Source organism: Pacificibacter sp. AS14 (assembly GCF_038899935.1).
Lineage (GTDB): Bacteria > Pseudomonadota > Alphaproteobacteria > Rhodobacterales > Rhodobacteraceae > Celeribacter.
In genome coordinates, this window is the sequence record NZ_JBBMQI010000018.1 from 52,351 (window position 1) to 77,198 (window position 24,848).

The 24,848-nt window shown below is 54.9% G+C and carries 26 protein-coding genes; 17 read left to right on the top strand and 9 right to left on the bottom strand.

Annotated elements, in window-relative coordinates; genetic code table 11:
* Positions 1-192 precede the first annotated feature (192 nt).
* The 16 genes from ruvC (at position 193) to folD (ending at position 14,131) form a co-directional block, all read left to right on the top strand.
* The gene (ruvC, locus tag WNY38_RS14895; protein WP_342858149.1) at positions 193-762 is read left to right on the top strand and encodes a crossover junction endodeoxyribonuclease RuvC; all 570 of its coding nucleotides are present in this window, start codon (positions 193-195) and stop codon (positions 760-762) included.
* Positions 759-1,445: a Holliday junction branch migration protein RuvA gene (gene ruvA, locus WNY38_RS14900; protein ID WP_342858150.1), complete on the top strand. Its 687-nt coding sequence runs from the start codon at positions 759-761 to the stop codon at positions 1,443-1,445. The genes ruvC and ruvA overlap by 4 nt, the downstream gene beginning before the upstream one ends.
* 3 nt (positions 1,446-1,448) lie before the next feature.
* Positions 1,449-2,492 carry a Holliday junction branch migration DNA helicase RuvB gene (gene ruvB, locus WNY38_RS14905; RefSeq protein WP_342858151.1) on the top strand — a complete coding sequence of 348 codons (1,044 nt, stop codon included), beginning with the start codon at positions 1,449-1,451 and terminating at the stop codon, positions 2,490-2,492.
* Between the two features lie 12 nt (positions 2,493-2,504).
* On the top strand, positions 2,505-2,819 hold the full coding sequence (locus tag WNY38_RS14910) for a hypothetical protein (RefSeq protein WP_342858152.1): 315 nt from the start codon (positions 2,505-2,507) through the stop codon (positions 2,817-2,819).
* The gene (locus WNY38_RS14915; protein WP_342858153.1) at positions 2,816-3,457 is read left to right on the top strand and encodes a hypothetical protein; all 642 of its coding nucleotides are present in this window, start codon (positions 2,816-2,818) and stop codon (positions 3,455-3,457) included. Before WNY38_RS14910 ends, WNY38_RS14915 begins: the two co-directional genes overlap by 4 nt.
* 72 nt (positions 3,458-3,529) lie before the next feature.
* Positions 3,530-3,919, top strand: a complete 390-nt coding sequence (gene ybgC / locus WNY38_RS14920; RefSeq protein ID WP_342858154.1) for a tol-pal system-associated acyl-CoA thioesterase — start codon at positions 3,530-3,532, stop codon at positions 3,917-3,919.
* Between the two features lie 149 nt (positions 3,920-4,068).
* Entirely contained in the window at positions 4,069-4,764 is a 696-nt protein-coding gene (gene tolQ, locus WNY38_RS14925; RefSeq protein ID WP_342858155.1) for a protein TolQ, read from the top strand.
* 3 nt (positions 4,765-4,767) lie between these two features.
* The gene (gene tolR / locus WNY38_RS14930) at positions 4,768-5,253 is read left to right on the top strand and encodes a protein TolR (RefSeq protein ID WP_342858156.1); all 486 of its coding nucleotides are present in this window, start codon (positions 4,768-4,770) and stop codon (positions 5,251-5,253) included.
* An 11-nt stretch (positions 5,254-5,264) separates the two neighbouring features.
* Positions 5,265-6,422: an energy transducer TonB gene (locus tag WNY38_RS14935; RefSeq protein ID WP_342858157.1), complete on the top strand. Its 1,158-nt coding sequence runs from the start codon at positions 5,265-5,267 to the stop codon at positions 6,420-6,422.
* 56 nt (positions 6,423-6,478) lie between these two features.
* Complete coding sequence (gene tolB, locus WNY38_RS14940) at positions 6,479-7,771, top strand: Tol-Pal system beta propeller repeat protein TolB (protein WP_342858180.1); 1,293 nt, start codon at positions 6,479-6,481, stop codon at positions 7,769-7,771.
* An 85-nt stretch (positions 7,772-7,856) separates the two neighbouring features.
* Positions 7,857-8,405 carry a peptidoglycan-associated lipoprotein Pal gene (gene pal, locus WNY38_RS14945; protein ID WP_342858158.1) on the top strand — a complete coding sequence of 183 codons (549 nt, stop codon included), beginning with the start codon at positions 7,857-7,859 and terminating at the stop codon, positions 8,403-8,405.
* 40 nt (positions 8,406-8,445) lie between these two features.
* Entirely contained in the window at positions 8,446-9,315 is an 870-nt protein-coding gene (gene ybgF, locus WNY38_RS14950) for a tol-pal system protein YbgF (RefSeq protein WP_342858159.1), read from the top strand.
* Positions 9,316-9,389: 74 nt separating this feature from the next.
* Positions 9,390-10,673 (top strand): tRNA lysidine(34) synthetase TilS, encoded by a 1,284-nt coding sequence (gene tilS / locus WNY38_RS14955; RefSeq protein WP_342858160.1) that lies wholly within the window; start codon positions 9,390-9,392, stop codon positions 10,671-10,673.
* A 79-nt stretch (positions 10,674-10,752) separates the two neighbouring features.
* Entirely contained in the window at positions 10,753-12,702 is a 1,950-nt protein-coding gene (gene ftsH, locus WNY38_RS14960) for an ATP-dependent zinc metalloprotease FtsH (RefSeq protein ID WP_342858161.1), read from the top strand.
* Positions 12,703-12,920: 218 nt separating this feature from the next.
* Positions 12,921-13,232 carry a chorismate mutase gene (locus WNY38_RS14965; protein WP_342858162.1) on the top strand — a complete coding sequence of 104 codons (312 nt, stop codon included), beginning with the start codon at positions 12,921-12,923 and terminating at the stop codon, positions 13,230-13,232.
* A complete protein-coding gene (folD, locus tag WNY38_RS14970) occupies positions 13,229-14,131 on the top strand; it encodes a bifunctional methylenetetrahydrofolate dehydrogenase/methenyltetrahydrofolate cyclohydrolase FolD (protein WP_342858163.1) in 903 nt (300 codons plus the stop codon). Before WNY38_RS14965 ends, folD begins: the two co-directional genes overlap by 4 nt.
* A 132-nt stretch (positions 14,132-14,263) precedes the next feature.
* On the opposite strand, the gene WNY38_RS14975 is transcribed toward folD, so the two are convergent.
* The 4 genes from WNY38_RS14975 to WNY38_RS14990 form a co-directional block, all read right to left on the bottom strand.
* Positions 14,264-15,067 (bottom strand): NAD(P)-dependent oxidoreductase, encoded by an 804-nt coding sequence (locus tag WNY38_RS14975; protein WP_342858164.1) that lies wholly within the window; start codon positions 15,065-15,067, stop codon positions 14,264-14,266.
* A gap of 239 nt (positions 15,068-15,306) precedes the next feature.
* Positions 15,307-16,629 carry a potassium transporter TrkG gene (locus WNY38_RS14980; protein WP_342858165.1) on the bottom strand — a complete coding sequence of 441 codons (1,323 nt, stop codon included), beginning with the start codon at positions 16,627-16,629 and terminating at the stop codon, positions 15,307-15,309.
* A 23-nt stretch (positions 16,630-16,652) separates the two neighbouring features.
* Positions 16,653-17,318: a TrkA family potassium uptake protein gene (locus WNY38_RS14985; RefSeq protein WP_342858166.1), complete on the bottom strand. Its 666-nt coding sequence runs from the start codon at positions 17,316-17,318 to the stop codon at positions 16,653-16,655.
* A 171-nt stretch (positions 17,319-17,489) separates the two neighbouring features.
* On the bottom strand, positions 17,490-18,803 hold the full coding sequence (locus WNY38_RS14990) for an ATPase (protein WP_342858167.1): 1,314 nt from the start codon (positions 18,801-18,803) through the stop codon (positions 17,490-17,492).
* 165 nt (positions 18,804-18,968) lie between these two features.
* Here WNY38_RS14990 and WNY38_RS14995 point away from each other — a divergent pair, with 165 nt between their 5' ends.
* Entirely contained in the window at positions 18,969-20,603 is a 1,635-nt protein-coding gene (locus tag WNY38_RS14995; protein ID WP_342858168.1) for a hypothetical protein, read from the top strand.
* 105 nt (positions 20,604-20,708) lie between these two features.
* Here WNY38_RS14995 and WNY38_RS15000 read toward each other — a convergent pair whose 3' ends face one another.
* The 5 genes from WNY38_RS15000 to WNY38_RS15020 form a co-directional block, all read right to left on the bottom strand.
* Positions 20,709-21,203 carry a prepilin peptidase gene (locus WNY38_RS15000; RefSeq protein ID WP_342858169.1) on the bottom strand — a complete coding sequence of 165 codons (495 nt, stop codon included), beginning with the start codon at positions 21,201-21,203 and terminating at the stop codon, positions 20,709-20,711.
* A complete protein-coding gene (locus WNY38_RS15005; RefSeq protein ID WP_342858170.1) occupies positions 21,203-22,060 on the bottom strand; it encodes a hypothetical protein in 858 nt (285 codons plus the stop codon). The genes WNY38_RS15000 and WNY38_RS15005 overlap by 1 nt, the downstream gene beginning before the upstream one ends.
* A 127-nt stretch (positions 22,061-22,187) precedes the next feature.
* Positions 22,188-22,790: a tetratricopeptide repeat protein gene (locus tag WNY38_RS15010; RefSeq protein WP_342858171.1), complete on the bottom strand. Its 603-nt coding sequence runs from the start codon at positions 22,788-22,790 to the stop codon at positions 22,188-22,190.
* A gap of 72 nt (positions 22,791-22,862) precedes the next feature.
* Positions 22,863-23,846 carry a type II secretion system F family protein gene (locus WNY38_RS15015; protein WP_342858172.1) on the bottom strand — a complete coding sequence of 328 codons (984 nt, stop codon included), beginning with the start codon at positions 23,844-23,846 and terminating at the stop codon, positions 22,863-22,865.
* Between the two features lie 18 nt (positions 23,847-23,864).
* Entirely contained in the window at positions 23,865-24,833 is a 969-nt protein-coding gene (locus WNY38_RS15020; protein ID WP_342858173.1) for a type II secretion system F family protein, read from the bottom strand.
* Positions 24,834-24,848: the final 15 nt, after the last annotated feature.

Below are 24,848 nucleotides of genomic sequence, written 5' to 3' on the forward strand. Positions count from 1 at the left end.
TCTTGACCCTTTCCACGAAAAAACCCGCGTCCCTCCGGCGCGGGTTTTTCTTCGTTCAGTTTACACCATCACCAATCACGTTAAACGAAAGCGTCAAAGGCTGGGTTTACCCATTGGTGTTTGCAATGTTCTTGTTTCGTGCTAGTCGTAAACAAAAGCATAAGAATGCAGGCAACAAGAGCAGGGGTGAACATGCGAGTACTCGGGATCGACCCAGGACTGCGCAATATGGGCTGGGGCGTCATCGACGTCGCAGGCTCGCGCATCACGCACGTGGCAAACGGTGTGTGTCATTCATTGGCCAGCGATGATCTGGCGATCCGGCTGTTGTCGCTGTTTGACCAGCTGGCAGATGTGGTCCACACGCATCAACCAGATTGCGCCGCCGTTGAGCAGACTTTCGTCAACAAAGACGCTGTCGCTACATTGAAACTGGGCCAAGCCCGCGCCGTTGCGCTGTTGGTGCCGGCGCAATTTGGTCTGCCGATTGGCGAGTATGCCCCCAATGCGGTGAAAAAAGCTGTCGTTGGTGTCGGCCACGCCGCCAAGCAACAGGTCGAGCACATGATCAAGCTGCAATTGCCGGGGGCAAAATTGGCGGGGGCTGATGCGGTTGACGCGCTGGCCATCGCAATTTGTCATTCGCATCACGCGCAATCTGGCGCGCGCCTTCACGATGCGATCCAAAAAGCGGCGGCCAAGCGTCCCGCAGTGAAAGCACCCAGCTACAGACCATCCACCATCAAGAAAGCAAGCGCATGATTGGCAAACTCACAGGCATCGTCGATTACATCGGCACAGATCACGCGATGATTGATGTACGCGGCGTCGGCTATATCGTTTTCGTATCCGAGCGCACCCGCATGTCCATGCCGCGCATGGGCGAACCTGTGGCGCTTTACACCGATATGCTTGTGCGCGAAGACATTATGCAGCTGTTTGGTTTCACCTCTTTGTTCGAAAAAGAATGGTATCGTTTGCTGGTCTCCGTGCAAGGCATAGGCGCGAAAGCCGCCATGGCGATTTTGGGCACTTTGGGCCCCGAGGCCACGGGTCGCGCCATCGCGCTGGGCGATTGGAACGCGATCAAAGCTGCCCCCGGTGTCGGCCCTAAAACGGCGCAGCGCGTGATTATGGAGCTGAAAGACAAAGCGCCCAAAGTCATGGCCATGGGCGGCGCTTTGCCCGAAACGCTGGATGCCTCTGATGCGGCAGACGTGATCGAGGCCTCCCAGCCACAGCCCGCGCGCAAAACAGCAGTCAAAATGCCTGTGGCGAAATCCAATGTCGCCGCCGAAGCTGAAGCCCTGTCCGCGCTTCAAAATCTCGGCTACAGTCCTTCTGATGCCGCCAGCGCTGTGGCGCAAGCCGCTGTGGACACGCCGGAGGCCACGACATCGACGCTTATTCGTGCGGCCCTCAAACTGCTTGCGCCGAAGGATTGATAGATGGACGCCTTTGACCCTATTGAGCCAGACGAGACCCTGCGCCCTGAGCGTCAGCCGCAAGACGCGGACCGCGCTTTGCGCCCGCAAACCTTGGACGAATTTATCGGCCAGCAGGAAGCGCGGGCTAATTTACGCATTTTCATCGAATCCGCACGCAAACGCGAAGAAACCATGGATCACGTGCTGTTTTACGGCCCTCCGGGGCTTGGCAAAACCACATTGGCGCAGATCATGGCGCGCGAATTGGGCGTGAACTTCAAAATGACCTCTGGGCCGGTTTTGGCCCGCGCGGGTGATTTGGCGGCGATCTTGACGAATTTGGAAGCGCGTGATGTGCTGTTCATCGACGAAATCCACCGCATGAATCCCGTTGTTGAGGAAATTCTATACCCCGCGATGGAGGACTTTGAGCTCGATCTGGTGATCGGCGAGGGGCCTGCGGCGCGCACTGTACGTATTGAATTGCAGCCCTTTACGCTGGTCGGCGCCACAACGCGGATGGGTCTGCTCAGCACGCCGCTTCGTGATCGTTTTGGCATTCCCACGCGGCTGCAATTCTATACGACTGATGAGCTGCACGAGATCGTCACCCGTGGTGCGCGCATGCTTGGGGTGCCTGCTGACGACGCTGGCGCGCATGAGATCGCCAAACGCGCGCGTGGCACGCCGCGCATCGCGGGCCGCCTGTTGCGCCGCGTGTTGGATTTCGCTGTGGTTGAAGGCGACGGGCATATCACTCACGCCATTGCCGACAATGCGTTGACGCGTTTGGGCGTGGATCATCTGGGCCTTGATGGCGCGGACAGACGCTATTTGCTGCTGATCGCTGAAAATTACCAAGGCGGACCCGTTGGAGTGGAAACCTTGGCTGCCGCGTTGTCGGAAAGTCGCGACGCGATTGAAGACGTGATCGAGCCCTATTTGCTGCAACAAGGTCTGATTCAACGCACCCCGCGCGGCCGGATGTTGACGCAAAAATCATGGCATCACCTTGGGATGCAGCCGCCGCAAAAGCCGGAACAAACCCATATGTTTGGCAAATAAACGAGACATCTTATGGATCTGTCAGAGCTGCAAAAACGTGCCAAAACCGTCAATGATATCTATGTCGATCGGTTCAATCTTGAGCGCGATGGGTTGTTTTTGATTGGCAAATTGGTTGAAGAAGTGGGCGAGGTCACGGCGGCCTATTTGAAACTGCACGGCCGCGCGCGTGGGGCTGATGCGGACCGCGAGAGCCTGCGGGCCAATTTCGAGGACGAGATGGCCGATGTCTTGGGATTTTTATTGGTGCTGGCAGAGGCTGAAGGGGTGGACTTACCCGCCGCTTTTGACAAGAAGTGGGGCAAATATTTGGAGCCCAAATTATGACCGATGCCGCCACAGAGTTTACACCAGAACAGGTCGAAGCCTATTTCACCCGCGCCAGTGGTGACTATGTGTTTGCCCGTTGGGGTCGGCCGATCGCGCCTGTTGTGTTTGGCGTGGCCGACGATTCATTGTCAGTGATCAAAGGCAGCATTGAGGCGGCAGTGGCCATCGCGGGCGCACAGATCGCTGAGACTGACGCCGAGCTTGGCTCGAACCTGATGATGTTCTTTTTCTCGGATTGGAAAGAGCTCTTGGATGTGCCTAATATGGGCGAGATGATCCCTGATCTTGAGATGCGCGTGCAGATGTTGATTGATCGCAATGCGCATCAATATCGCGCTTTTCGGTTCGATGATTTTGGCGCGATCAAAGCCTGTTTCACTTTTGTGCGCATGGGCGGGGCGATGGACGAGGTGCCAGCCGATGTGATCGCATTGTCCCAAGCCACACAAGCGCTGCTGTTGTGGTCCGACACAGTCTTCACCCAAGACAGCCCGCTGGCTTTGACTGAAGCGGGCACTGTCATTCGACCCGATGTTGCCAATGTGTTGCGCGCCTCTTATGATCCGATCCTGCCAAGTGCCGCGCGTGATGCGTCGCATGCCTTGCGACTTTATGCGCGTTTGATTGCGGAATAAGGCGAAACATGCCCGTCTTGCACATGTCACATGCAAAGCTTAGCCTGATGAAAACGGCTTGAGGGACTCGACGTGATCCATAAATTTCCCGTGCATGTCTATTATGAAGACACCGATCTTGCGGGCATTGTTTACTATGCCAACTATTTCAAATTCATCGAGCGCGCGCGCACCGAATGGGTGCGTGAGGCGGGCGTCGATCAAGTTGCGCTGAAAGCCGATGACGGCATCGTTTTTGCTGTGCGCCGTGTCGAGGCAGATTACCTTATTCCCGCGAAATTCGACGAAGATTTGATCGTCGAGACCGAGGTCGAGGCCATCACTGGCGTGCGGATCGTGCTCAATCAAACCGTCAAACGCGCCGATGCGATCCTGTTTGTGTCGCAAGTCACGCTGGTTGCTTTGAATGAAACAGGCCAGCCAACACGCCTGCCGGCAAACATTCGCCGAAATTTACACTAAACTGGCCGAAACCTGCATGGTTTTGACCGTTTTTCCCCGTATATCACGCAGATCACACATGTAAGTGTTGGCGAGAGCCCTGCTCATAGGGTAAATCATGAGTTAACAACAAGCCGCGCAAACAGCGGCACAGGCGAAAAGAGCAGGTCATGGAACAAACTACCCTCGCGATGGCGCAGGAGATCGATTTCTCTTTGTTGGCGCTGTTTATGAAAGCGACATTTACCGTTAAACTCGTGATGTTGATGCTGATCGGCGCGTCCTTTTGGTCGTGGTCTATCATTATTCAAAAGCACATCTTTTACCGCAAGGCGCGGTCTTCGGCTGCAGTGTTTGACCAAGCCTTTTGGTCCGGCGAACCACTTGATGAGTTGTTCGATAAAATCGCAGGCGCGCCGGCCAATGCGCCCGAACGGGTGTTTGTCTCGGGCATGACCGAATGGCGTCGGTCGCACCGCGCAGATGGTGGTTTGATCGCAGGCGCTGCCTCGCGGATTGATCGCTCGATGGATGTGGCGATTTCTAAAGAAGCGGAAAGAATGAACAGCCAATTGTCCGTGTTGGCCACCGTTGGCTCAACGGGCCCTTTCATCGGGTTGTTCGGCACTGTTTGGGGCATCAAAACTGCCTTTGAAGACATCGCTTTGGCGCAATCGACCAATCTGGCGGTTGTGGCGCCTGGTATTGCCGAAGCGCTCTTGGCCACGGCCTTGGGCCTATTGGCGGCGATTCCTGCGGTTATTTTCTACAACAAATTGTCGGCAGACAGTGACAAAATTTTGGGCGGCTTTGAAGCGTTTGCGGACGAGTTCTCGACCATTCTGTCACGCGAATTGGACGCTTGAGCCATGGGCGCTGGTGTAGTCAAACGTAAAAGTGGCGGCGGTCGCAGCCGTCGTCGTCGCGGGCAACCTGCAGCGATGAGCGAAATCAACGTCACGCCTTTCGTGGATGTCATGTTGGTGCTTTTGATCATCTTTATGGTCGCAGCTCCTATGATGACCGTGGGCGTGCCTGTCGAGTTGCCAGAAACCGCCGCCACAGCCTTGCCGCAAGACTCCGAAGACCCACTGTCGATCACGCTGACAGCTGATGGTCGTGTCTTGTTGATGAACAACGAGGAAAACCAAGACGAGTTGGTCACCAAGTTGCAAGCCATTGCCGCTGAACGCAGCGATGACAAAGTGTTTTTGCGCGCCGACGGGTCTATTCCTTATGAGAAAGTTGTCCAAGTCATGGGCGCGCTCAATGCGGGCGGGTTTCGCAACATCGGCCTTGTGACCGAACAGGGTGGGCCACGTCTTGATGGCACATCTGCCAGCACGGGCAACTGAGGGTCTGCTGCGTGAACACCGGTCAATATATTTCTGCAGGGGCTCATTTTGGGTTCATTGCCTATGTCTTGTTGGGGGGATTTTTTCTCAATCCGAACGACAGTGAACCTGTGCAAACGCAAGAAGTATCTTTGATCTCTGAATCCGATTTCGCAGCCCTAAGCCGTGTTGAGACCGCCCCCGAAGTGCCCGTTGAGGCCCCCGAAATCACAGCGCCCGCAGTGGACACCGCTGCTTTGTTAAATCCAGAGCAAGCCCCGCCAGACACCTCGGAACCTGTTGCGCCAACGCAGCCGACCCTATCCGAACCCGCGCCTGCGCCAGTGGAACCGATCGCGCCGCCTGCCGCGGTCGATCCAACGCCGCCAAGCCCAGTTGTTGAGCCAGAGATTTCGGTTGAGGACACCGGTGCTGGTTTGCCTGATATTCCAGATCAACGCCCGACGCCGCGCCCTGTGCCGCGCATAGCACCTGAGGCTGTGGTCAATCCTGAACGCACACCTGATATTGCCGATCAAGTCATTCCCGAAGTGTCACCCGATGCAACAGCCGCAGCAGAGCCTGTGCCCGATCAACCCGCCGCTGCCCCGCAAGAAGCGGTGACAGAAATTGTGACCGAGGCGGAAAAGCCGTCAGGCCTAACCGCATCGCCACGACCTAAAGCGCGCCCTCAAGCGGTTTTGGCGCAGGCTGCTTTGAAAAAGGCCGAGGCTGCAGCGCAAGCGACTGCGCAGGCCAATGCCCAAGCCACACAAACCAACAGTGATGCCGCCGCAGATGCGGCATCGGCTTTGGTCGCAGAATCCACATCCCAAACACCCGCAGCCCCTCGTCGTCCCACCGGTCCGCCGATGAGCGCGGGCGAAAAAGACGCGCTGCGTGTGGCCGTTCAACAATGTTGGAATACCGGTTCTATGTCGACCGAAGCACAGCGCACGAAAGTGACTGTTGGTGTGTCGATGAACCAAAATGGCACGCCCATCGTGGGGTCTATCAAACTGCTTGGATCGTCTGGAGGCTCAAATGCCTCTGCCGAGCAAGCCTTTCAAACCGCGCGCCGCGCGATTATCATCTGCGGTAAGCGTGGCTTCCAGCTTCCCGTCGAAAAATTCGACGAGTGGCGCGAGATCGAACTTAGCTTCGACCCTGAACAAATGAGGTTCAAATGATCCATCTTTCAGCTTATGTCCGTTGCTTGGCTGCGACGACCCTGACTGCAGCCTATATGTTTGGGTTTGCAGCACCACTGACCGCCCAAGACCAAGGCCCGCTCAAGATAGAAATCACCCAAGGTGTGATCGAACCTTTGCCTGTGGCTGTGCCTGACTTTATCGCGGAAACGGCGCAAGCGGCTGAATTTGCAAAGCAAATATCTGACGTTATCGCCGCTGACCTTGTGGGGACAGGCCTGTTCCGCGAAGTGCCTGACAGTGCTTATATTTCCAAAGTGACCTCATTCGAGAGTCCCGTGCAATACGCCGATTGGAAAGCGATCAACGTACAAGGGCTGGTCACAGGTGCGGTATCCGTGGATGCGGGCGGCAATCTGTCGGTGAAGTTCCGCGTATTTGATGTGTTCAACGATGGGCAACTTGGCTCTGGCTTGCAGTTGGGGGGATCTACCAACAGCTGGCGTCGCATCGCGCATAAAGTGGCCGACGTGGTCTACAGCCGGATCACGGGCGAGGGCGCGTATTTCGACAGCCGCGTGGTGTTCGTGTCCGAGGCCGGATCAAAGCAAGCTCGCGAAAAACGCTTGGCGGTGATGGATTATGATGGCGCGAATGTGCAATATCTCACGGATGCTTCGGCCATCGTTTTGGCGCCGCGCTTTTCGCCCACAGGCGACCGCGTTTTGTACACATCTTATGAAAGTGGTTTTCCGCAGATCATGATGCTGGACGTGGGCACCGTGACCCGTCGGCAATTGCCTGTGCCCACAGAAAGCATGTCGTTCGCGCCGCGTTTTTCCCCTGACGGTCGCTCTGTTGTCTATTCTGTATCCACTGGGGCCAACACTGATCTGTACCGCATGGACATCGCGTCAGGGCAGGTGGCGCGCTTGACCAATACGCCTGCGATTGAAACCGCACCGTCGTTTTCGCCAGATGGATCAAAGATCGTCTTTGAAAGTGACCGCTCTGGCACGCAGCAGATTTACATCATGGATGCGGCGGGCGGCGATGCGAAACGCATTTCCTTTGGCCAAGGGCGCTACGGCACGCCTGTGTGGTCGCCGCGCGGAGACTTGATCGCCTTTACCAAGCAAGCCAACGGGCGGTTTCATATCGGGGTGATGCGCACGGATGGGTCCGAGGAGCGCTTGTTGACCGCGTCATTCTTGGACGAGGGGCCATCTTGGTCGCCCAATGGACGCGTGATTATGTTCACCCGTGAAACGCAAGGGGCCACAGGGGAATCTGCGTTGTATTCCGTGGACATTTCTGGTCGCAATTTGCGTCGCGTGCCGACCAATTCTGGCGCCTCTGACCCTGCATGGTCGCCACTGTTGAAATAGTGAACAGACCCCACTCCCCAAAGGGTTTGCAGGGTGCTATACTTGCCGAAAATGAGCAGAGATAAATTCCGCAAAGGATGAACAAATGACACAGATTCTTTCCCAAAAATTGCACAAAAGCCCCCGCGTGGCAGCTTTTGTTTTGATGTCCGCACTGGCGCTGACTGCTTGTACCAACCCTGATCGCTTTGGTGCGGGTGGCGCAGGTACGGGCGCCGCGGGCGCGAATGGCGGCATCATCGCGGGGTCTATCAATGATCCGACCTCGACCGCGTATTTCAACCAAACCATTGGCGACCGTGTGTTGTTCCTTGTGGATCAGTCCACATTGACAGACAGCGCGCGCGGTCAATTGGCGCAGCAAGCACAGTGGTTGCTGGCCAATCCAGAATACACCGCGATCATTGAAGGTCACGCGGACGAGCAGGGTACACGCGATTACAACTTGGCGCTTGGCAGTCGTCGTGCCGCCGCAGTGCAAGATTTCTTGATTTCCCAAGGGGTGAACCCAGCGCGTCTCAAACCGATCACTTACGGCAAAGAGCGTCCAATCGAAGTGTGTTCCAACGAAAGCTGCTATGCACAAAACCGTCGCGCTGTGACTGTTTTGGCGGCGGGCGCTGGCGTAAGCTAAGGCCCGATCTGGGCGCAAGAAACTGGGCAAAGGTGGCAGTATGAAACGCATTTTGATGACGACTGTGGTTATGTTTGGCCTAAGTGTAGGTCTGGGCTTTGGCACGGGCGTGCAGGGTGCCGCCGCACAAGATGCGCAGACCTTGGCGGATATCCGTCAAGAGGCCGCTGTTTTGTCCGTGGAGCTGCTCAAACTCAAACGCGAACTGTCCACCACAGGCGCGCCGAACACCGCCTTTGGTGGGGCATCGACGCTTGAACGCGTGGATTTGATGGAAAGCAGTCTGACGAGACTGACCGCTAAAATGGAACAGCTTGAGTTTCGTATCGACCGTATTGTTGCCGATGGTACGCGTCAACTTGATGATCTGAATTTCCGCGTCTGCGATATGGAAACGGGTTGTGATATCGCCAACCTACCGGTTTTGGAACCGCTTGGCGGGGCCGAACCTTCAAGTGGGGCCAGCGACTTTGTTGCGGTGGGGCCGGGGACTGAGGCACCGATGGACGGCGGCGGTGGTCAATTGGCCGAAGCCGAGCAAGCCGATTTTGACGCAGCACAAGCCGCCTATGAGGCGGGCTCTTATGATGTCGCCGCATCAGCCTTTGGCACCTTCGCACAAAATTACACCGGCGGATTTTTGACCAGCGAAGCCCATTTCATGCGCGGCGAAGCTTTAAGCAAATTGGGGCAAACCACAGAGGCGGCGCGGGCGTATCTGGACAGTTTCAACATCTCGCCCGAGGGCGTTCGCGCCCCTGCCGCTTTGTTGCGCCTTGGCGGCTCGATGGCGGCTTTGGGCCATGTGGACAAAGGTTGTGTGATGTTGGCAGAAGTTGGCAGTCGCTTCCCGGGATCATCCGAGGCAAATGAGGCGCAAAGTATGCGTCAAACACTTGGGTGTCAGTAGCGCTCAAAACCAAATTTTCCGATCATGCGGTGCGCCGCTTGGTCCCTTGATTGATGTGATTGCATAGCGTTTTTATGGCCCAAACCGACACTCATAGCGCGATGCTAAAACATTTTTTCGCCTCCGCTTTCACCTTCGAGAAGCCCAGTCATGTTGGTATTGCTGTGTCTGGCGGTGGGGATTCCATGGCCTTGCTGCGCTTGATGGCCGATTGGGGCAAAGACCAACGGGTGCGCCTGTCTGCGGTCACGGTCAATCATGGCTTGCGCGCCGATGCCGCCCGCGAGGCTGAATTTGTGGCCGAGACCTGCGAGAGCCTTAAAATCAAACATACCACGTTGAATTGGACGGGCTGGAGTGGTGCAGGCAATCTGCAAGATGCCGCCCGTCGTGCGCGCTATGGCTTGATGGCCGATTGGGCCAAAGACAACAACATCGACACCATCGCACTGGGGCACACCGCCGATGATCAGGCCGAGACCTTTTTCATGCGTCTGGCGCGCGCCTCTGGAATTGACGGTCTCACGGGGATGCAACGACGCCGGCAGTCGGACGACATCACATGGGTGCGGCCTTTGTTGATGCAAGAACGGTTCGAGCTGCGTCAATATCTGCGCGATCTGCGCCAACCGTGGGTTGATGATCCCAGCAATGATGACGAAGCCTTTGACCGCGTGAAGGCGCGCAAAGCCATGGCTGCCCTTACAGATTTGGGCATCGACGCCCATGTTGTGGGGCGGGTGATGGATCATCTGTCGCAAGTGCGCTCTGTGCTAGATGTCACCACCCATGATCACGCGATTGACTGCATGACTGAGGATAATGGCGATCTGATCTTTGATCGCAAACGTTTTTCTGACGCTTCACCTGAGATCAATCGCCGCCTTGTGTCCCATGCGCTCAAGTGGATGTCTTCAAGTGATTACGGCCCGCGCGGATTGAAATTGCAAGAATTCATGTCCGCGATGCTGCGCGGTCAACACGCGACTCTGCATGGGGTGCGCTTGATCGGGAACGCGCAAACACTGCGCTTGTGTCGTGAATTTTCGGCTGTTCAAGACAAAGTCAGCGTTCCAAACGGCACTTGGGACAGTCGCTGGCAGATAACCTGCGACAAAACGGATGGCTTGATCGTGCGGGCTTTGGGCGATGATGGACTACAAAAACTGGGCGCGCGCACAGATGGCGGATTGCCCAGAGAGAGCTTAAAGTCCACGCCTGCGGTGTTTTCGGGCGATGACTTGATCTGTGCACCCTTGGCTAAGCCAAGCCATCCTGCGGGGCTTGTCCCGCAATCTATCCATGCAAAATTGATCCATCCACGCGGTCACGTGTTCACATCGCTTTTATCGCATTGAACTTACCCCATTGATCCCTATTTTAAGGGGAACCGCTCAGTGCCGTCGCGCTGAGTCTGAATTTTCGAGGAGACCTGTCTTGGGTAATGCACGAAATCTCGCCTTTTGGTTGGTGCTTTTGATGTTGGTGGTGGCGTTGTTCAACGTCATCGGTGGCAATCAAACATCTATGGCGACGAACGAATCTAATTATTCCGAATTTATGACCAGCGTGGATTCTGGCGCTGTCACCTCGGCCTATATCAATGGCGAGAAAGTCAGCTACACGCTGTCGGATGGCTCCGAACGCTACGCGATCAACCCAGGTGACGCAGATTTGGCGCGCACCTTGGTCGACAAGGGCGTGAACGTCCAAGGCAAGGCGCAAAAGCAAAGCGGTTTGACATCTTTGTTGATTACCTTTTTGCCCTTCGTCTTGATCATCGGGGTCTGGATCTTCTTTATGAACCGCATGCAAGGCGGCGGCAAAGGCGGTGCGATGGGCTTTGGCAAATCCAAAGCCAAGCTGCTGACCGAAAAAGCCGGACGCGTGACCTTTGACGACGTCGCGGGCATCGACGAGGCCAAAGAAGAACTTGAAGAAATCGTAGAATTCCTGCGCAACCCACAAAAGTATTCGCGTCTTGGCGGCAAAATTCCAAAAGGCGCTTTGCTTGTCGGCCCTCCTGGCACGGGTAAAACCTTGCTGGCGCGCGCGATTGCGGGCGAAGCTGGTGTCCCGTTCTTCACCATTTCCGGTTCTGATTTCGTTGAAATGTTCGTCGGCGTTGGTGCCTCTCGTGTGCGTGACATGTTTGAGCAAGCTAAGAAAAACGCGCCGTGTATCGTCTTTATCGATGAAATCGACGCGGTGGGCCGTGCCCGTGGTGCGGGCCACGGTGGCGGTAATGACGAGCGCGAACAAACGCTCAACCAATTGCTGGTTGAAATGGATGGTTTTGAAGCCAATGAAGGCGTGATCATCGTCGCCGCGACCAACCGTCGTGATGTACTTGATCCGGCTTTGCTGCGCCCCGGTCGTTTTGACCGTCAGGTCACTGTGCCAAACCCAGACATCAAAGGCCGCGAGAAAATTTTGGGCGTGCATGCGCGTAAAATCCCGCTTGGACCTGCAGTTGATCTGCGCATCATCGCGCGCGGCACACCGGGCTTTTCGGGTGCGGATCTGGCCAACCTTGTGAACGAGGCGGCTTTGATGGCTGCCCGTATCGGACGCAATGTTGTGACCATGGTCGATTTCGAATCTGCCAAAGACAAAGTCATGATGGGTGCTGAACGTCGCTCCATGGTGATGACGCCTGAGCAAAAAGAAATGACAGCATATCACGAAGCGGGCCACGCCATTGTTGGCATCACCTTGCCGAAATGTGATCCAGTTTACAAAGCGACTATTATTCCACGCGGCTCTGCCTTGGGTATGGTGATGAGCCTGCCTGAAATGGACCGCTTGAACATGTTCAAAGACGAGTGCCACCAGCGCTTGGCGATGACCATGGCGGGCAAAGCGGCTGAGATTATCAAATACGGCGCGGAACAAGTGTCCAACGGTCCTGCGGGTGATATCCAACAAGCGTCAGGTTTGGCGCGGGCGATGATCCTGCGTTGGGGCATGTCCGACAAGGTCGGCAATATCGACTATTCGGAAGCGCATGAAGGCTACAGCGGCGGCGCTGGTGGGTTCTCTATGTCGGCTGCGACCAAAGAAATGGTCGAGCAAGAAGTCAAAGACTTCATCCAAGCTGGTTATGAATGGGCTTACAAAATCCTCAAGGAAAACAACGAGGAATTTGAACGTCTGGCCCAAGGGTTGCTGGAATATGAGACACTCACAGGTGCAGAACTCAAACGCGTGATGAAAGGTGAATCACCCCACGTAGATGAGAACGCAGACGATGACGTCGACAAAGACAAACCGTCTTTGATGGCGGTGCCAAAAACGCGCAAACGTAAATTGGATGCGCCGAAATCAGACACGCCGGATACGGATGGTTCTGACGCGGGTGCCTCTGATACGGACAAACCAGAGTAATCTGCTTTGACATATGATCTAGAAAACCGTGCCTTAGGGCGCGGTTTTTTTTGTGCGTCGCGCACAGCGAAGTCATGCAGGCCCCAAATCGCGCAGACCGATAATTGCAAAAACGCAAAATCGCACAGCCTGTTGAGAGAACGCTATCTTAACCGCGGCTTTGCGGCCTCTTTCCTCAACGCGCGCCACATGCTAAAGCGCGGATAAGAGGACCTGATATGACGCTTAGACATCCAAAAGACATCGACACGATGGCCGACCTGCGCGCCCAGATTGATCACCTTGATCTTGAACTGATCCGCCTGTTGTCGATCCGCCAAAGTCACATCGATCGCGCTGCCGAAATCAAACCTGCCGTGGGTCTGCCTGCGCGCATTGAAGACCGCGTCAACGAGGTGGTGGACAACGTGCGTGCGCTTGCGATACGCGAAGGGTTTGATGCGCAAACCGCCGCAGACATGTGGCGTCTGATGATTGATAACATGATCGCTCGCGAAGAGCAGGCCATGTCCAAAGGAGACACAGCATGACAGCCACCCGAATTGACGGAAAAGCCTTTGCCGCTTCAATGCGCGAAACCATCGCGGCCCATGTGGCGCGCTTGAAAGAAGAACAGGGTATCACGCCGGGTTTGGCTGTTATTTTGGTGGGCGCTGATCCTGCCTCCGAAGTCTACGTGCGCAACAAGAATAAATCGACTGTTGAAGTCGGCATGAATTCTTACGAGCACAAACTGCCAGCAGACACCTCCGAGGCCGATCTTTACGCGCTGATCGATCAGCTGAACGCCGATCCTGCGGTGCACGGCATTCTGTGCCAGTTCCCCGTGCCAGACCATTTGTCAGAGCGCGATATCGTGGCCCGCATTGATCCCGCCAAAGACGTCGACGGCTTGCATGTTTTGAACGCAGGCCTTTTGGCCAGTGGTCAACGCGCCATGGTCAGCTGCACGCCGCTGGGCTGCTTGATGCTTTTGCGTGATCAGCTTGGGTCTTTGTCTGGCAAAAACGCTGTCGTCATTGGGCGGTCCAATTTGGTTGGCAAGCCAGTGGCGCAATTGTTGCTGCGCGACAGCGCCACCGTCACCATCGCCCATTCACGCACCAAGAATATCGAAGAGGTCGTGCGCGGCGCTGACATCGTTGTGGCCGCCGTGGGTCGTGCGGAAATGGTCAAAGGCGACTGGATCAAACCGGGTGCCGTGGTGATTGACGTGGGCATCAATCGCATTGATGCGCCTGAGCGTGGTGAGGGCAAAACCCGTCTTGTGGGCGATGTCGATTACGCCTCTGCATCTGAGGTTGCGGGCGCCATCACGCCTGTGCCAGGTGGCGTTGGCCCGATGACCATCGCTTGCTTGCTGGCCAATACTGTCACGGCTTGCTGCCGCGCCAACGGTCTGGCCGAACCAGAGGGTCTGACAGCTTAAAGCAGCAGCTTAAAGCAGCCTAAACCTGTCGCAAACGCATCGAAAAGCCCGCGCTGAGGATCCTCGCGCGGGCTTTTTGACTGTACTGCAGACTGCAGTTAAGGCGCGTCGTGACGGCGGGTTCGGCGCGCGTTAATCCATCGGGTCCAGATCGTGTAACATCTGTTTCAACAACTCGGGCAGGGCGGTGTCCGCACCCTCAGGGGCTGCGTCCAAAGCGGCTGCCACGTCTTTTTCCAAAATCGCGATGGTGTTACTTGGCTCGAACCCTTGGCGGGCAAATTCGATTTGCTCGAACCGCGAGGCGAACCAGTTTTGCCCCGTTGCCTTGTCCACCAGCGCCAAAAGCTTGTCGTGATCCAAATCGGCATCACTGGCCCAATCCAAAATCAACCGCGTCATGATGGTGTGCGAGGCACATAGCAGATTGTTCAACACTTTGGTTTGAATGCCATCACCAAAGCCGCCCATGCGGTGGATATTGCTGCCCATGGCCTCAAACAAGGGCCAAGCCGCCGCGACAGGCGCGTCTTTGCCACCAACCATAAAGGCCAGCGTGCCCTCAATCGCGCCCACTTGCGCGCCAGACATCGGCGCGTCGATCAGATTGATATGCTCAGGAACGCGGTCTCGCAAGGCGCGGACATACTTTGGCGACAAGGTTGACGAGACTATGATCGTGTCCAGTTCAGTGGCACGCAGCACGAACCCTTGGGGGCCAAACAGCACCTCGTCGGTTTGCGCGGTGTCGCGCACGACGGTGATCAGCGTTGTCAGGCCTTGCGCAAAAGCATCCGCATTATTGCTCACCGGCAGATTGCCAAAATCGCTGGCGGGACGAATGTCAAAGCCCTCTGCGTCAATCCCGCCTTTGCGCATATTGGTCAGCATCCCACTGCCCATACGGCCCACGCCGGCCAATCCTATTTTAGTCATGTGAAGTCCTCCCTAAAGGGCAGGATGACGTTAGATAAGACTGTTGGAAAGACAAAACTTTTGCCGTGTTTTAGGGCGCAAAGCAGATCTTCGTGATCTCAATTGCAATAGGCAAAAATCGAACCGACATGCACAGACGAAACACGTTTCAAGGGTATGGCCGCTTTTGTAGACAAAGCTGTCCTTCGATCTGTTGATCTATTCAGCTAAGCTGGCGTTCGTCTAATATAGCATTGTGGCTATCCAAGATATACTTGCCCTGCAGGGTATTTTACCCTTGGCACACTGCGGGAGGCGAGGAAAAATCCTATAGTTAGAGGGCCAACCCGACCGATGAACATCATCGCCATGATGATGGCCCTGCCGATACCATCAAGCTCTCCAGTCGTGCCACGCGACAGGCCCACTGTCCCGAATGCTGATGTGACTTCAAACGCAAGATCAACGAACTTGCCGTCGTGATTGATCGAGGCCACAAAAATGCCCGTCAGGACCAAAAGCATGGAACTGGTTGTGAGCGCCAAGACCTTCATGACCTCATTGACCCCCAAAGAACGGCCGAATGCGTGCAAAGTCGTTTGGCGTCTAAAAAACGCTGCCGTCGCAAGCAACAAAACACAAAGGGTCGTCACTTTGATTCCTCCCGCGGTCGATGTGCTGCCGCCTCCAACCAGCATAAGCGTCATCGTCAGCATCGTCGCGCTGTCATGCATTCCGCCGGTGTTGATCGTATTGAACCCCGCTGTGCGCGGCGTGACGCCTTGAAACCAGCTTGCCCATAGTTTGTCACCGGTGCTCAACTGGCCCAAGGTGTCGGGGTTTGTCCATTCGAGAAGGCCGAACATGACGCTGCCCCATACGATTAGAACAGCGGTCCCGAGCAGCATCAGTTTGGAATGCAGTGTGAGTTTGCGCCACTGGCGTTTCTGATAGATGTCCCCCATGACAATGAACCCGAGCCCTCCCAGAATGAAAAGAGCCGGTATCACGATGTTGACCATCGGGTTGCCCACCCAGTGCGAGAGACTGTCAGGGTGAAGCGCAAAGCCCGCGTTGTTGAAGGCCGAAATCGAATGGAAAATCGCCTGCCATATGCCTCCCCAGCCGAATTCCGGAACAAAGACAAAGGCCAGCAACGCGGCACCGCTCGCTTCACAAACAAGGGCAATCATAAAAATGATGCGCGCAAGATAGGTGAGATTCGACAGCGATGTCTGGTTCAGGTCTTCGCGCAGGATCAACCGTTGCGGCATGCCCACCGGAATGCCAAGCGCCCCAAGCAGTAGCACAGCAAACGTCATCAAGCCCAACCCGCCCAATTGGATCAACGCGGCGATGACAGCCTGCCCGAAGCCTGTGAAGGCGGCTCCCGTATCGGCAAGCACAAGGCCTGTCACGGTCACAGCAGAGGTTGATGTAAACAGCGCTTCGCCCAGTCCGATGTCACCATAATGCGAGATTGGCAGCCACAGCAGGATCGCACCCAAAATAATAAATGCGACGTAAAAAATGACGAGCACCGCTGGCGGCGGCATGCGAACGGTGGTGAACCGTCTCACCATTTCTAAAGGCCGGAATACCATGGCTAAAGGCTGGCAGCAAAGTTGCGCAGGTCTTTGCGTTGGCCGAGCAGCAGCAGCAGGTCATCGCGTGCCAATTGACACCCTGTCGCGTCTTGCCCGACGAATTCAGTTCCGCGCATGACCCCGATGCAACGCAAATTGAACTTCTCGCCATGCGGCAGATCTTGCAGACTTTTTCCTTCAAGGCTCTCAGGGATGCGGAAATTCACAACGTGATAGCCATTACCCAAACTGACATAGTCACGCACCAGAGGGTTGTGCAAAACCTGTGCAATATGTTGGCCGACTTCCACTTCTGGATGAATGACCCTGTCTACACCGAGTTTATTTAGAATGCGGTGGTGCGTCTTGCTCGTCGCTTTGGCCCATACAACCGGAACTCCGACAAGTTTAAGGTTGATCGTCGCAAGAATGCTGGCTTCCAGATCATCGCCGATAGCAACGACGGCCACATCACAATCACCGAAGCCCGCTTCTCGTAAAGCAGCATCATCGCGCGCATCAACGATCATGGCTTGTGAGAGCGTGTCGGCAAGGCTCATAACACTTGCTTCGGATATATCGGCACCAATGACGTGATTGCCAAACCGTTGCAATTCTTTTGCGACGGTACTGCCAAAATTTCCCAGCCCTAAAACACCAAAAGTACGGTTGGCAGAGGTTTTCATGTCTTCAACTCACGATCTTGCATAACAATTAAGCCTAAATCGTCGCAACGCAGCAAATTGTCAACACGGGTTCAAAGCTGACAGCTGCACAAGCGAAGTCTGTGCCGTTTGGGTCTTTTGGTCCGAGATCACCCTTCGTTTAACGATAGGACAAGCGTTTCTAATTGCTCCCTAGTGATCAAACGTGCTTTCAGCCACGAACATATTGGCCCAAGCGCGATCAATCAGGTCAGGCGTCATGTGATATGGTGCGCCTTCGAATTCACAGATGGCGATCATTTGATCGATCAAGAATATCGGCTGGTAGTTGGCGTACACGCTGCCAATCGTTGGATATTTTACTTTCAGCAGATAAACCAAGGACGCCTCGTCCAACGGCATCTTTTTCTTGCGCGCCATCATCGCGAAGATTTTCAAGAACCCTTGTTGATCAGGACCATCGATTTTGATCTTGTAGAAAATCCGCCGCAAAGCCGCTTTATCGAAGATCTCATTGGGGTGAAAGTTGGTCGAGAAAATCACCAAAGTGTCAAAAGGCACTTCGAATTTCTCACCCGATTGCAGCGCCAAAATGTCTTTGTTTTCCTCAAGCGGAACAATCCACCTGTTGATCAGCTTTTGCGGTGGCTCTTCTTGGCGACCAAGGTCATCGACGATGAAAATCCCGCCATTGGATTTCAACTGAAGCGGCGCTTGATAGGTGCGCGCGGTGGGGTTGTAGACCAGATCCAGCATGTCGAGCGTCAACTCACCACCGGTGACCACAGTGGGGCGTTGAATGCGCACATAGCGACGATCAAAACGATTGGCAGAGCGGCGCAATTGCGACGCATTGTCTTCGGTTTCTTCGCGGATTGTGTGGATGATCGGGTCGTAGACTGTGATCACCTGACCATGATAATCGATGGCGCGGGGCACATAAATCAGATCGCCCAAGGCATCACGAATGCCGTTCGAGATCGACGATTTACCATTGCCGGGCGGTCCGTACATCAAGATAGAACGCCCTGCGCCCACAGCAGGGCCGAGCTGGTCCAGCAAATCTGACGGCAAAATCAAATGGCCCATGGAATCGATCAAGGCCTGACGCGTGATGCGCATATTGCGCACCGATTGGCGTTTCACCTGTTCGGCATAAATATCCAGCGGGATCGGCATCGGGCCATAGTATTCAGATTGCGACAAAGCATCGAGCGCGCGCGCTTTGCCCGTATCCGACAGGCGGAACCCCATTTCAGAGCCTTGACCTGCCGCCAAAGTGCCTGTCGCTTCGACCAAGCCTTGCTCGCGGACCATATCGACCAATTCTTGGGTGACATTCACGGGCAAACAGAGGGTTCTAGACAGGTTCGATACCTGTTCTTGGTTGGTGCGAAACATCGTTTTCAACAGGATATCGCGCATCATCACGACGCCCAGACCCGTGTCGGCAACAGTGCGGGGCAGGGGCGGTGCGACCACGTTGGGGGTTACGTCCATATTCATCTGTCTCGTCCTCTTCCGGTGCGCTATTTCGGCGAATGCTCGCAGGACACACGTCTTTGGCACAGTGTAGCCAGCCTGACGCCTCACGCCAAGAATTTACAGCGCAATTCTTTGCAAACCGTCGCGATTGAGCCTAATCTTTGAAAAAAGTGACAAGAGGCAGTGATGAGCAAAATTTCCGGCATGCGCTATGCGCTTTTTTTGATAGGGATTATCGGTCTTTTGGGGGGCGTTGCCTTGGCCAAAGGGGGGCTGTTCGTGGATCGCTATGAAGGCGATGTCGCCCATTTGTTAGATATTTTGCTGCGCATCGACGCAGGTTATGTGCTGCACAAAGACATATCGACCCCTCTGGGGATTGTCGCGTTCTACCCCATCACCTTATTCAGCATATTTGGGCTTGGGTTCGGGCAAAGCTTTGTCGCGGCGCAGATATTGATTGCGGTGCTTTTGGCGCCCATGGTGACCCGCGTTGCCGTGTCACGCCTGTCGGGGTTTGGCGCTTGGGCCTTTGGTTTAATTGTGATGACCATCGTTTTGTCACTGGTGCACGGAGAAGATGTGGCCTCGACGTCTGCGTCAATGTATTACAACCGCTGGGCGTGGGCGATGTCGTTCGTTGCGATCTTTTTAGCGACGATCCCTGCACATGAAGGAACATTACGTCCCCGTCTGGATGGGCTGATTATTGGCGTTCTGTTGGCGGCTCTTGCGTTGTTGAAGCCCACCTACTTCATCGCCTTTTTGGTGCCGATTGTTGCCGCATTGGCCTTACGTGGCGCATGGCTGTCCTTGGTGTTCGGGCTGCTGTCTGGCGGTGTCGTGGCGTTGCTGGTCGCCGTAGGATTTGGTGTGGATTTCTACTTCGCCTATATCAACGACCTGTTGTCTGTGGCGCAATCGCCCACCCGTGCCGCTCCGGGCGCTGATTTTGTCGAAGTGCTCAACGGTCCACGATTTTTGATCGGGACGCTTGTTCTGGTCTTAAGCATCATCGTGTTGCGCCAAGGGCGTCAAGGGCGGGCAGGACTGGTGCTTTTGTTGCTGGCGCCTGGGTTCATCTATGTGACCTATCAAAACTTTGGCAATGATCCTAAGTGGTTGCTGTTCTTGTGTGTCTTTTTGCTGGCCCATCGCCCTTTGCGAAGCACGCGCGTTATTTTTAACGCCGATGCCCGCAATGCCTGCGCCGCTTTGGCTCTGGTCAGCTTTGCTTTGATCGCACCATCGTTTCAAAATATGATCACCAGTCCGATGCGTCACTTCAGTGAGGTTGAGGACGACTATCAAGTGCAGTTGAAAACGCCGCCAAAAGCCCATGATGTATGGGTCTATGCGGACCGCGTGACCAAGGTGAACGAGACGACGCCGATGGTGTTGCGGGTGCCGGATTTGTCGTCTTATGGCGCGCCAATGGATGCCCCTGTGATGTTCTTGGGCGAAGAATTGCCACGCTGCCAGGTGCAGTCCGGCGATGCCGTTTTGCACCGCTATATGGCAGATCGCTTGCAGGATGCGCCGTTCAATTTTGCTCCGCAATCGCAGTTCTTTATCACGGATGTGGCGACGATCATTTCAATCGAAGGCGGGTTTGCGCCGCTCAAAGGGGGGGCGCCGTGGTACTATTCTGGCACGCCAGGGATTGAGAATGCGGATGCCATCGTAATCCCACTGTGCCCCATCGATGTGAGGTCACAACAAACAGCGCTTGCAGCTCTTGAAAACGCTGGTTTGGTGCTGAGCAGACCGATCCGCGATGAGGTGATGTGGGTCTATCCGATTAAAAAGGCTGAAAAATAGGTCTGACAAAGGTGGGCACCTTGGTGCCCTTTCGCTTGGATGCTCAAACAAAAACGCCGCGCAATGAGCGCGGCGTTTTGAGTGTTTAATACGGCGTAGCGCGCTTTATGGGCCGAAAGCTGCGAGTCCGAAATAGGTGGTAAAGGTGCCCGCCAGCGCCAGCCCGACGGGAAACTTTTTATGCCCCCATGAGACCCAAGTTTGCGTCGATCTGCGCACGGCAGGCACAGCGCGAAACAGGCGATGAGTGACAAAAGCCCCGATCAAATAGGCGCAAAACAATGGCACGACAAACCGCGCATCATTGGTGGGAATAAACATCGCTACGGCGGCCGCATATTTGCCATCGCCCCCGCCCACACCCAGAAAGGCATAGGCGAACATGCCCACAAAATACATCACGACCCCATGGGCAAAGCCCCAAAAATAGGTTGGCCAGTCGAACAAAAACGGTCCAAGGACGATATAGACAGCAGCCAATGCCATCACGATGGCATTGGGCAATTTCATCCGAGCCAAGTCATTGAACGCGGCCAGAAAAGACAACGGCGTCGTGAAAATTAAAATCCACAAGGCCGCCGTAGCATCAAGGCTCAGCATCAGTTTGTGACGTTGGATTCTAGCGCGCGCAGGGACCGCACGGCTATTTCAAAATGCTGTGGATGGGTGTCGATGGCTTCTTTGATCAACCCTTTGCCGATGGTGATATCGCCTGATTTCACAGCAGACAGTCCCATCGTGTAAAGAAGGTGAGCGCGTTCGATTTGGGTCATGCTGACCACGGGCAATTCGTATTTGCCTTGGGCACCGCGCGACAACACAAGGTTGTTTTTCGCGGTGAACAAGCCAGAGTCATAGGTGATGGCTTCTGCGAACAACCGTTCAGCCGAGCTAAATTCGCCGCGGGTCAATTTGGAATAGCCCCAATTGTTGAGCACAGATGACGGTTTTGTGGTCAGGCCAACGGCCGTCTCGTAAAAACTGTCGGCTTTCTTCCAGTCTTGATTGCTGTCGGCGACCATCGCTTCCAAACGGTAGCGTTTATACGTCTCATGGGTCGGCGGGACGAGGTTCAGTTGGGCTTGGGCCTCTTTCCAGTCGCCAGCACGGATCAGCGCATCCGCGTAATCCACACGATCGCTGCTGGTGGCGTCTGCGTGTTTGGCAACGTTCCTCCAGGCTTGAACGCCCGCAGTGATGTTGCGCGCACGCACCAAAGATTTGGCCAGTCCGCGCATCAGATCGATACGGCCCGGGGCGCCAGCCACGGCGCGGGTAAAGTAAGACACGGACTCGGTGGGGTCTGTGGCCGTTAACATCACATCGTTGAGGTTGTTTTCGTCGATCACGTTCACTGACGTACTCGCCCGCTCTACGTCACCGAAATCGGATTGACCACAACCGGTCAAAATCATCGCGCCCGAAAGGGTCAGCGAAGTTAAAATCACTTTGCGCATGGTGCCTGCCACCTCTTTTGACTGCTCTTTTCACCCGATATCGGCCTTTTTGCATCCGGTTTTTTCAAAATCATACGCAAATCGTATAACTTGAAACCACCGCCGCCGGGTTATTCCCGAGGTCCGATTAGCGTGCCAAGATCAGGTAGTCCCCTGTTCCTCGACGCACCAAGGTAAAATCATTCTCATTCTCCAGAATTGTATCAGGATTTTTCAATTTGGCGAGCGCCAAGCGCAAATTGTCACGAATCTCGGCAGATTGGCCACTATCAAGGGCAAAGGCTGTGTGGAAGACGCGCTCTGCTTCGCCGAAATTGCGTTGCTCCATCAAAACAACGCCCAAATTGTTCCAAGCGGGCACAAAGGTTTCGTCTGCTTTCACGGCGCGTCGCAGGATTTTTTCGGCTTGGCCCAAACGTCCCAGTTTGAGGTTGGCAGACCCAATAGCCGACATGACATCGACATCAAGCCCACGATCACCAGCTGCGCGCAAGTAAGCGCGCAAGGCCAGCTCGTATTCGCCAGAGGCCATCAATCTGTGACCGACGATCAGCCCGTCTTCGGACGGGGCATTCGCCTTGACACCTGTCGGTGCGTATATGCCGCCCTCTTTGAGCGGGGACAGTGTGTTGGGATCATTGCAGGCCGTCAAAACGGCTAGGGCCAAACTTGCCAACATGACCCTGCGCAGTACCAACTTTGGGGAAGAGGTGTCTTGGCGTAGATACATGTCTTTGGGGCCTTTACATATAGGGCGTATAGGGGCTGTGGCTTGGGTCTACCCTATACGTTATGTAGAGGCTTAGAAATTCTTCAGCAAGGTAACGATGTCATAAACAGATGGACCGATCAAAATGATCAAAAGCGGTGGAACGGTCAACATCATGGTCGCCAAGGTCATTTTTGTGGGCAAAGTGTTGGCCTTTTCTTCGGCACGCATCACACGTTTGTCGCGCATCTCAGAGGCATAAATCCGCAACGCGTCGGCGATAGAGGTACCAAAAGACTGCGATTGAATAAGCACGGTCACGAAAGACGCCACATCGGCCACGCCCGCACGCTCTGACATATCGCGCAAGACGCTGATCTTGTCCTTACCGGCTTTGATCTCGTAGCTGACGATTTCAAATTCATCGGCCAATGCGGGAAAGCCTGCGCGTATTTCGCGCGCCACACGGATGATGGATTGGTCAAGCGATTGTCCCGCTTCCACACAGACCAGCATCAAATCGAGCGCGTCAGGAAAGCCGTTGGTGATCTCTTCTTTGCGGGCTGCCACGCGGCGCGTGACCCAGTATTTTGGGGCCATATAGCCGATGCCTGCGGGTACCAAAACGGTCAAGATCATGGACTGTGTTGTCACTTCGGCGTTGCCGCTTTTGACCAAGGCCAACATCACGCCGACGGCCAAAAGCCCAAGACCCAACACAAATTGCGTAAAGTTGTACATACGCACCGCGTTTTTGCCGCGATACCCCGCTTGGATCAGTTTCAATTGAACGGCAGAATATTCTTCTTCGTCCTGTGGCTCTAGGAAATCTGCGTATTTCTCAAGCTTGTCTTTCTTTTGGGCCTGACGCAGCTTAGCTGATTTGCCATTTTTGGTTTGGGTGGCTTTCGCGTCACCGCGCACTTGCGCTCGCAACCGATCCAACGGGTCGTTGCGTTTTTTCAACAGGGCGGGGGCAGCAAACAACACCAAAACGGTGCCCAGCACGCCTATGATGATCACTGGTCCAAAAGGGCCAAGTTGTTCGCCAAAAATAGCTGTGAAAAATTCTAACATGATGTGTCCTTTTCTCGCCTAGACTTTGATATCGACGAGGGAGCGCATGATGAAAATATTGGCGACCAGAAAGCCAGCGACCACAAGACAAGCCGGAATAAACGCAGAGGTATCTTTCACGGTGTCGTAGTAGTTTGGTTTGGTCACGGTGATGAGCAACAAACACCCAAGAGGGAACAACGACAAAAACATGCCAGACCATTTTGCCTCAGCCGTGATTGCTTTCACGCGGCGAAACAGTTTGAACCGCGAGCGAATAACCTTGGACAAACCATCCAAAACTTCGGCCAAGTTACCACCAGATTGCTGTTGGATCGCCACGGCCACGGCCAAAAACCGCATGTCTTGCATGTCTAAGCGTTCGGCCATGTCTTTCAACGCTTCACCCACGTCTCGCCCATAAGCGGATTCATCGGCGATAACGCCCATCTCAGTGCCAAGCGGGTCAGGCACCTCTTTGGACACAATGGTCAAAGCGCTGGAAAACGGGTGACCCACCCGCAAAGAACGCACCATCAATTCGACGGCCTCTGGCAGTTGTTCTTCGATCATCGACATCCGCTTTTTGGCTTTGTTGCTGATCCAAACAAAGACAGCTGCGATGCCGATAGCGAAAGAGATGCCAGCACGCAGTGGCGCGGATGTCCCTGTGCCAACGGTCAGGCCGATAAAGGCAATCATCGCCAAAAGCCCCATGATTCCAATAAGTTGTACCGGAGAAAAGGCGATATTCGCTTTTTGCGCTTTTTCGGCGAGAATGGAATACAGCGGCACTTGACGTGATTTAAGGTGCTGACCCATTTCTTTGCGCAGCTGGTTGAGCACCTCTTCGCGGTTGCCCCCCTTTTCCAACATTTCAAAGCGACGGTTTACCTTGCTGTTGAGCGAGATGGATTTACCGAACACCGTAAGATAAATGCCTTCGACCAGCAAAAGCACGGCAATAAAGACGATGACGTAGATGATGAGATCAGCTGAAATGGTCATGACGGGTCCGTGTCC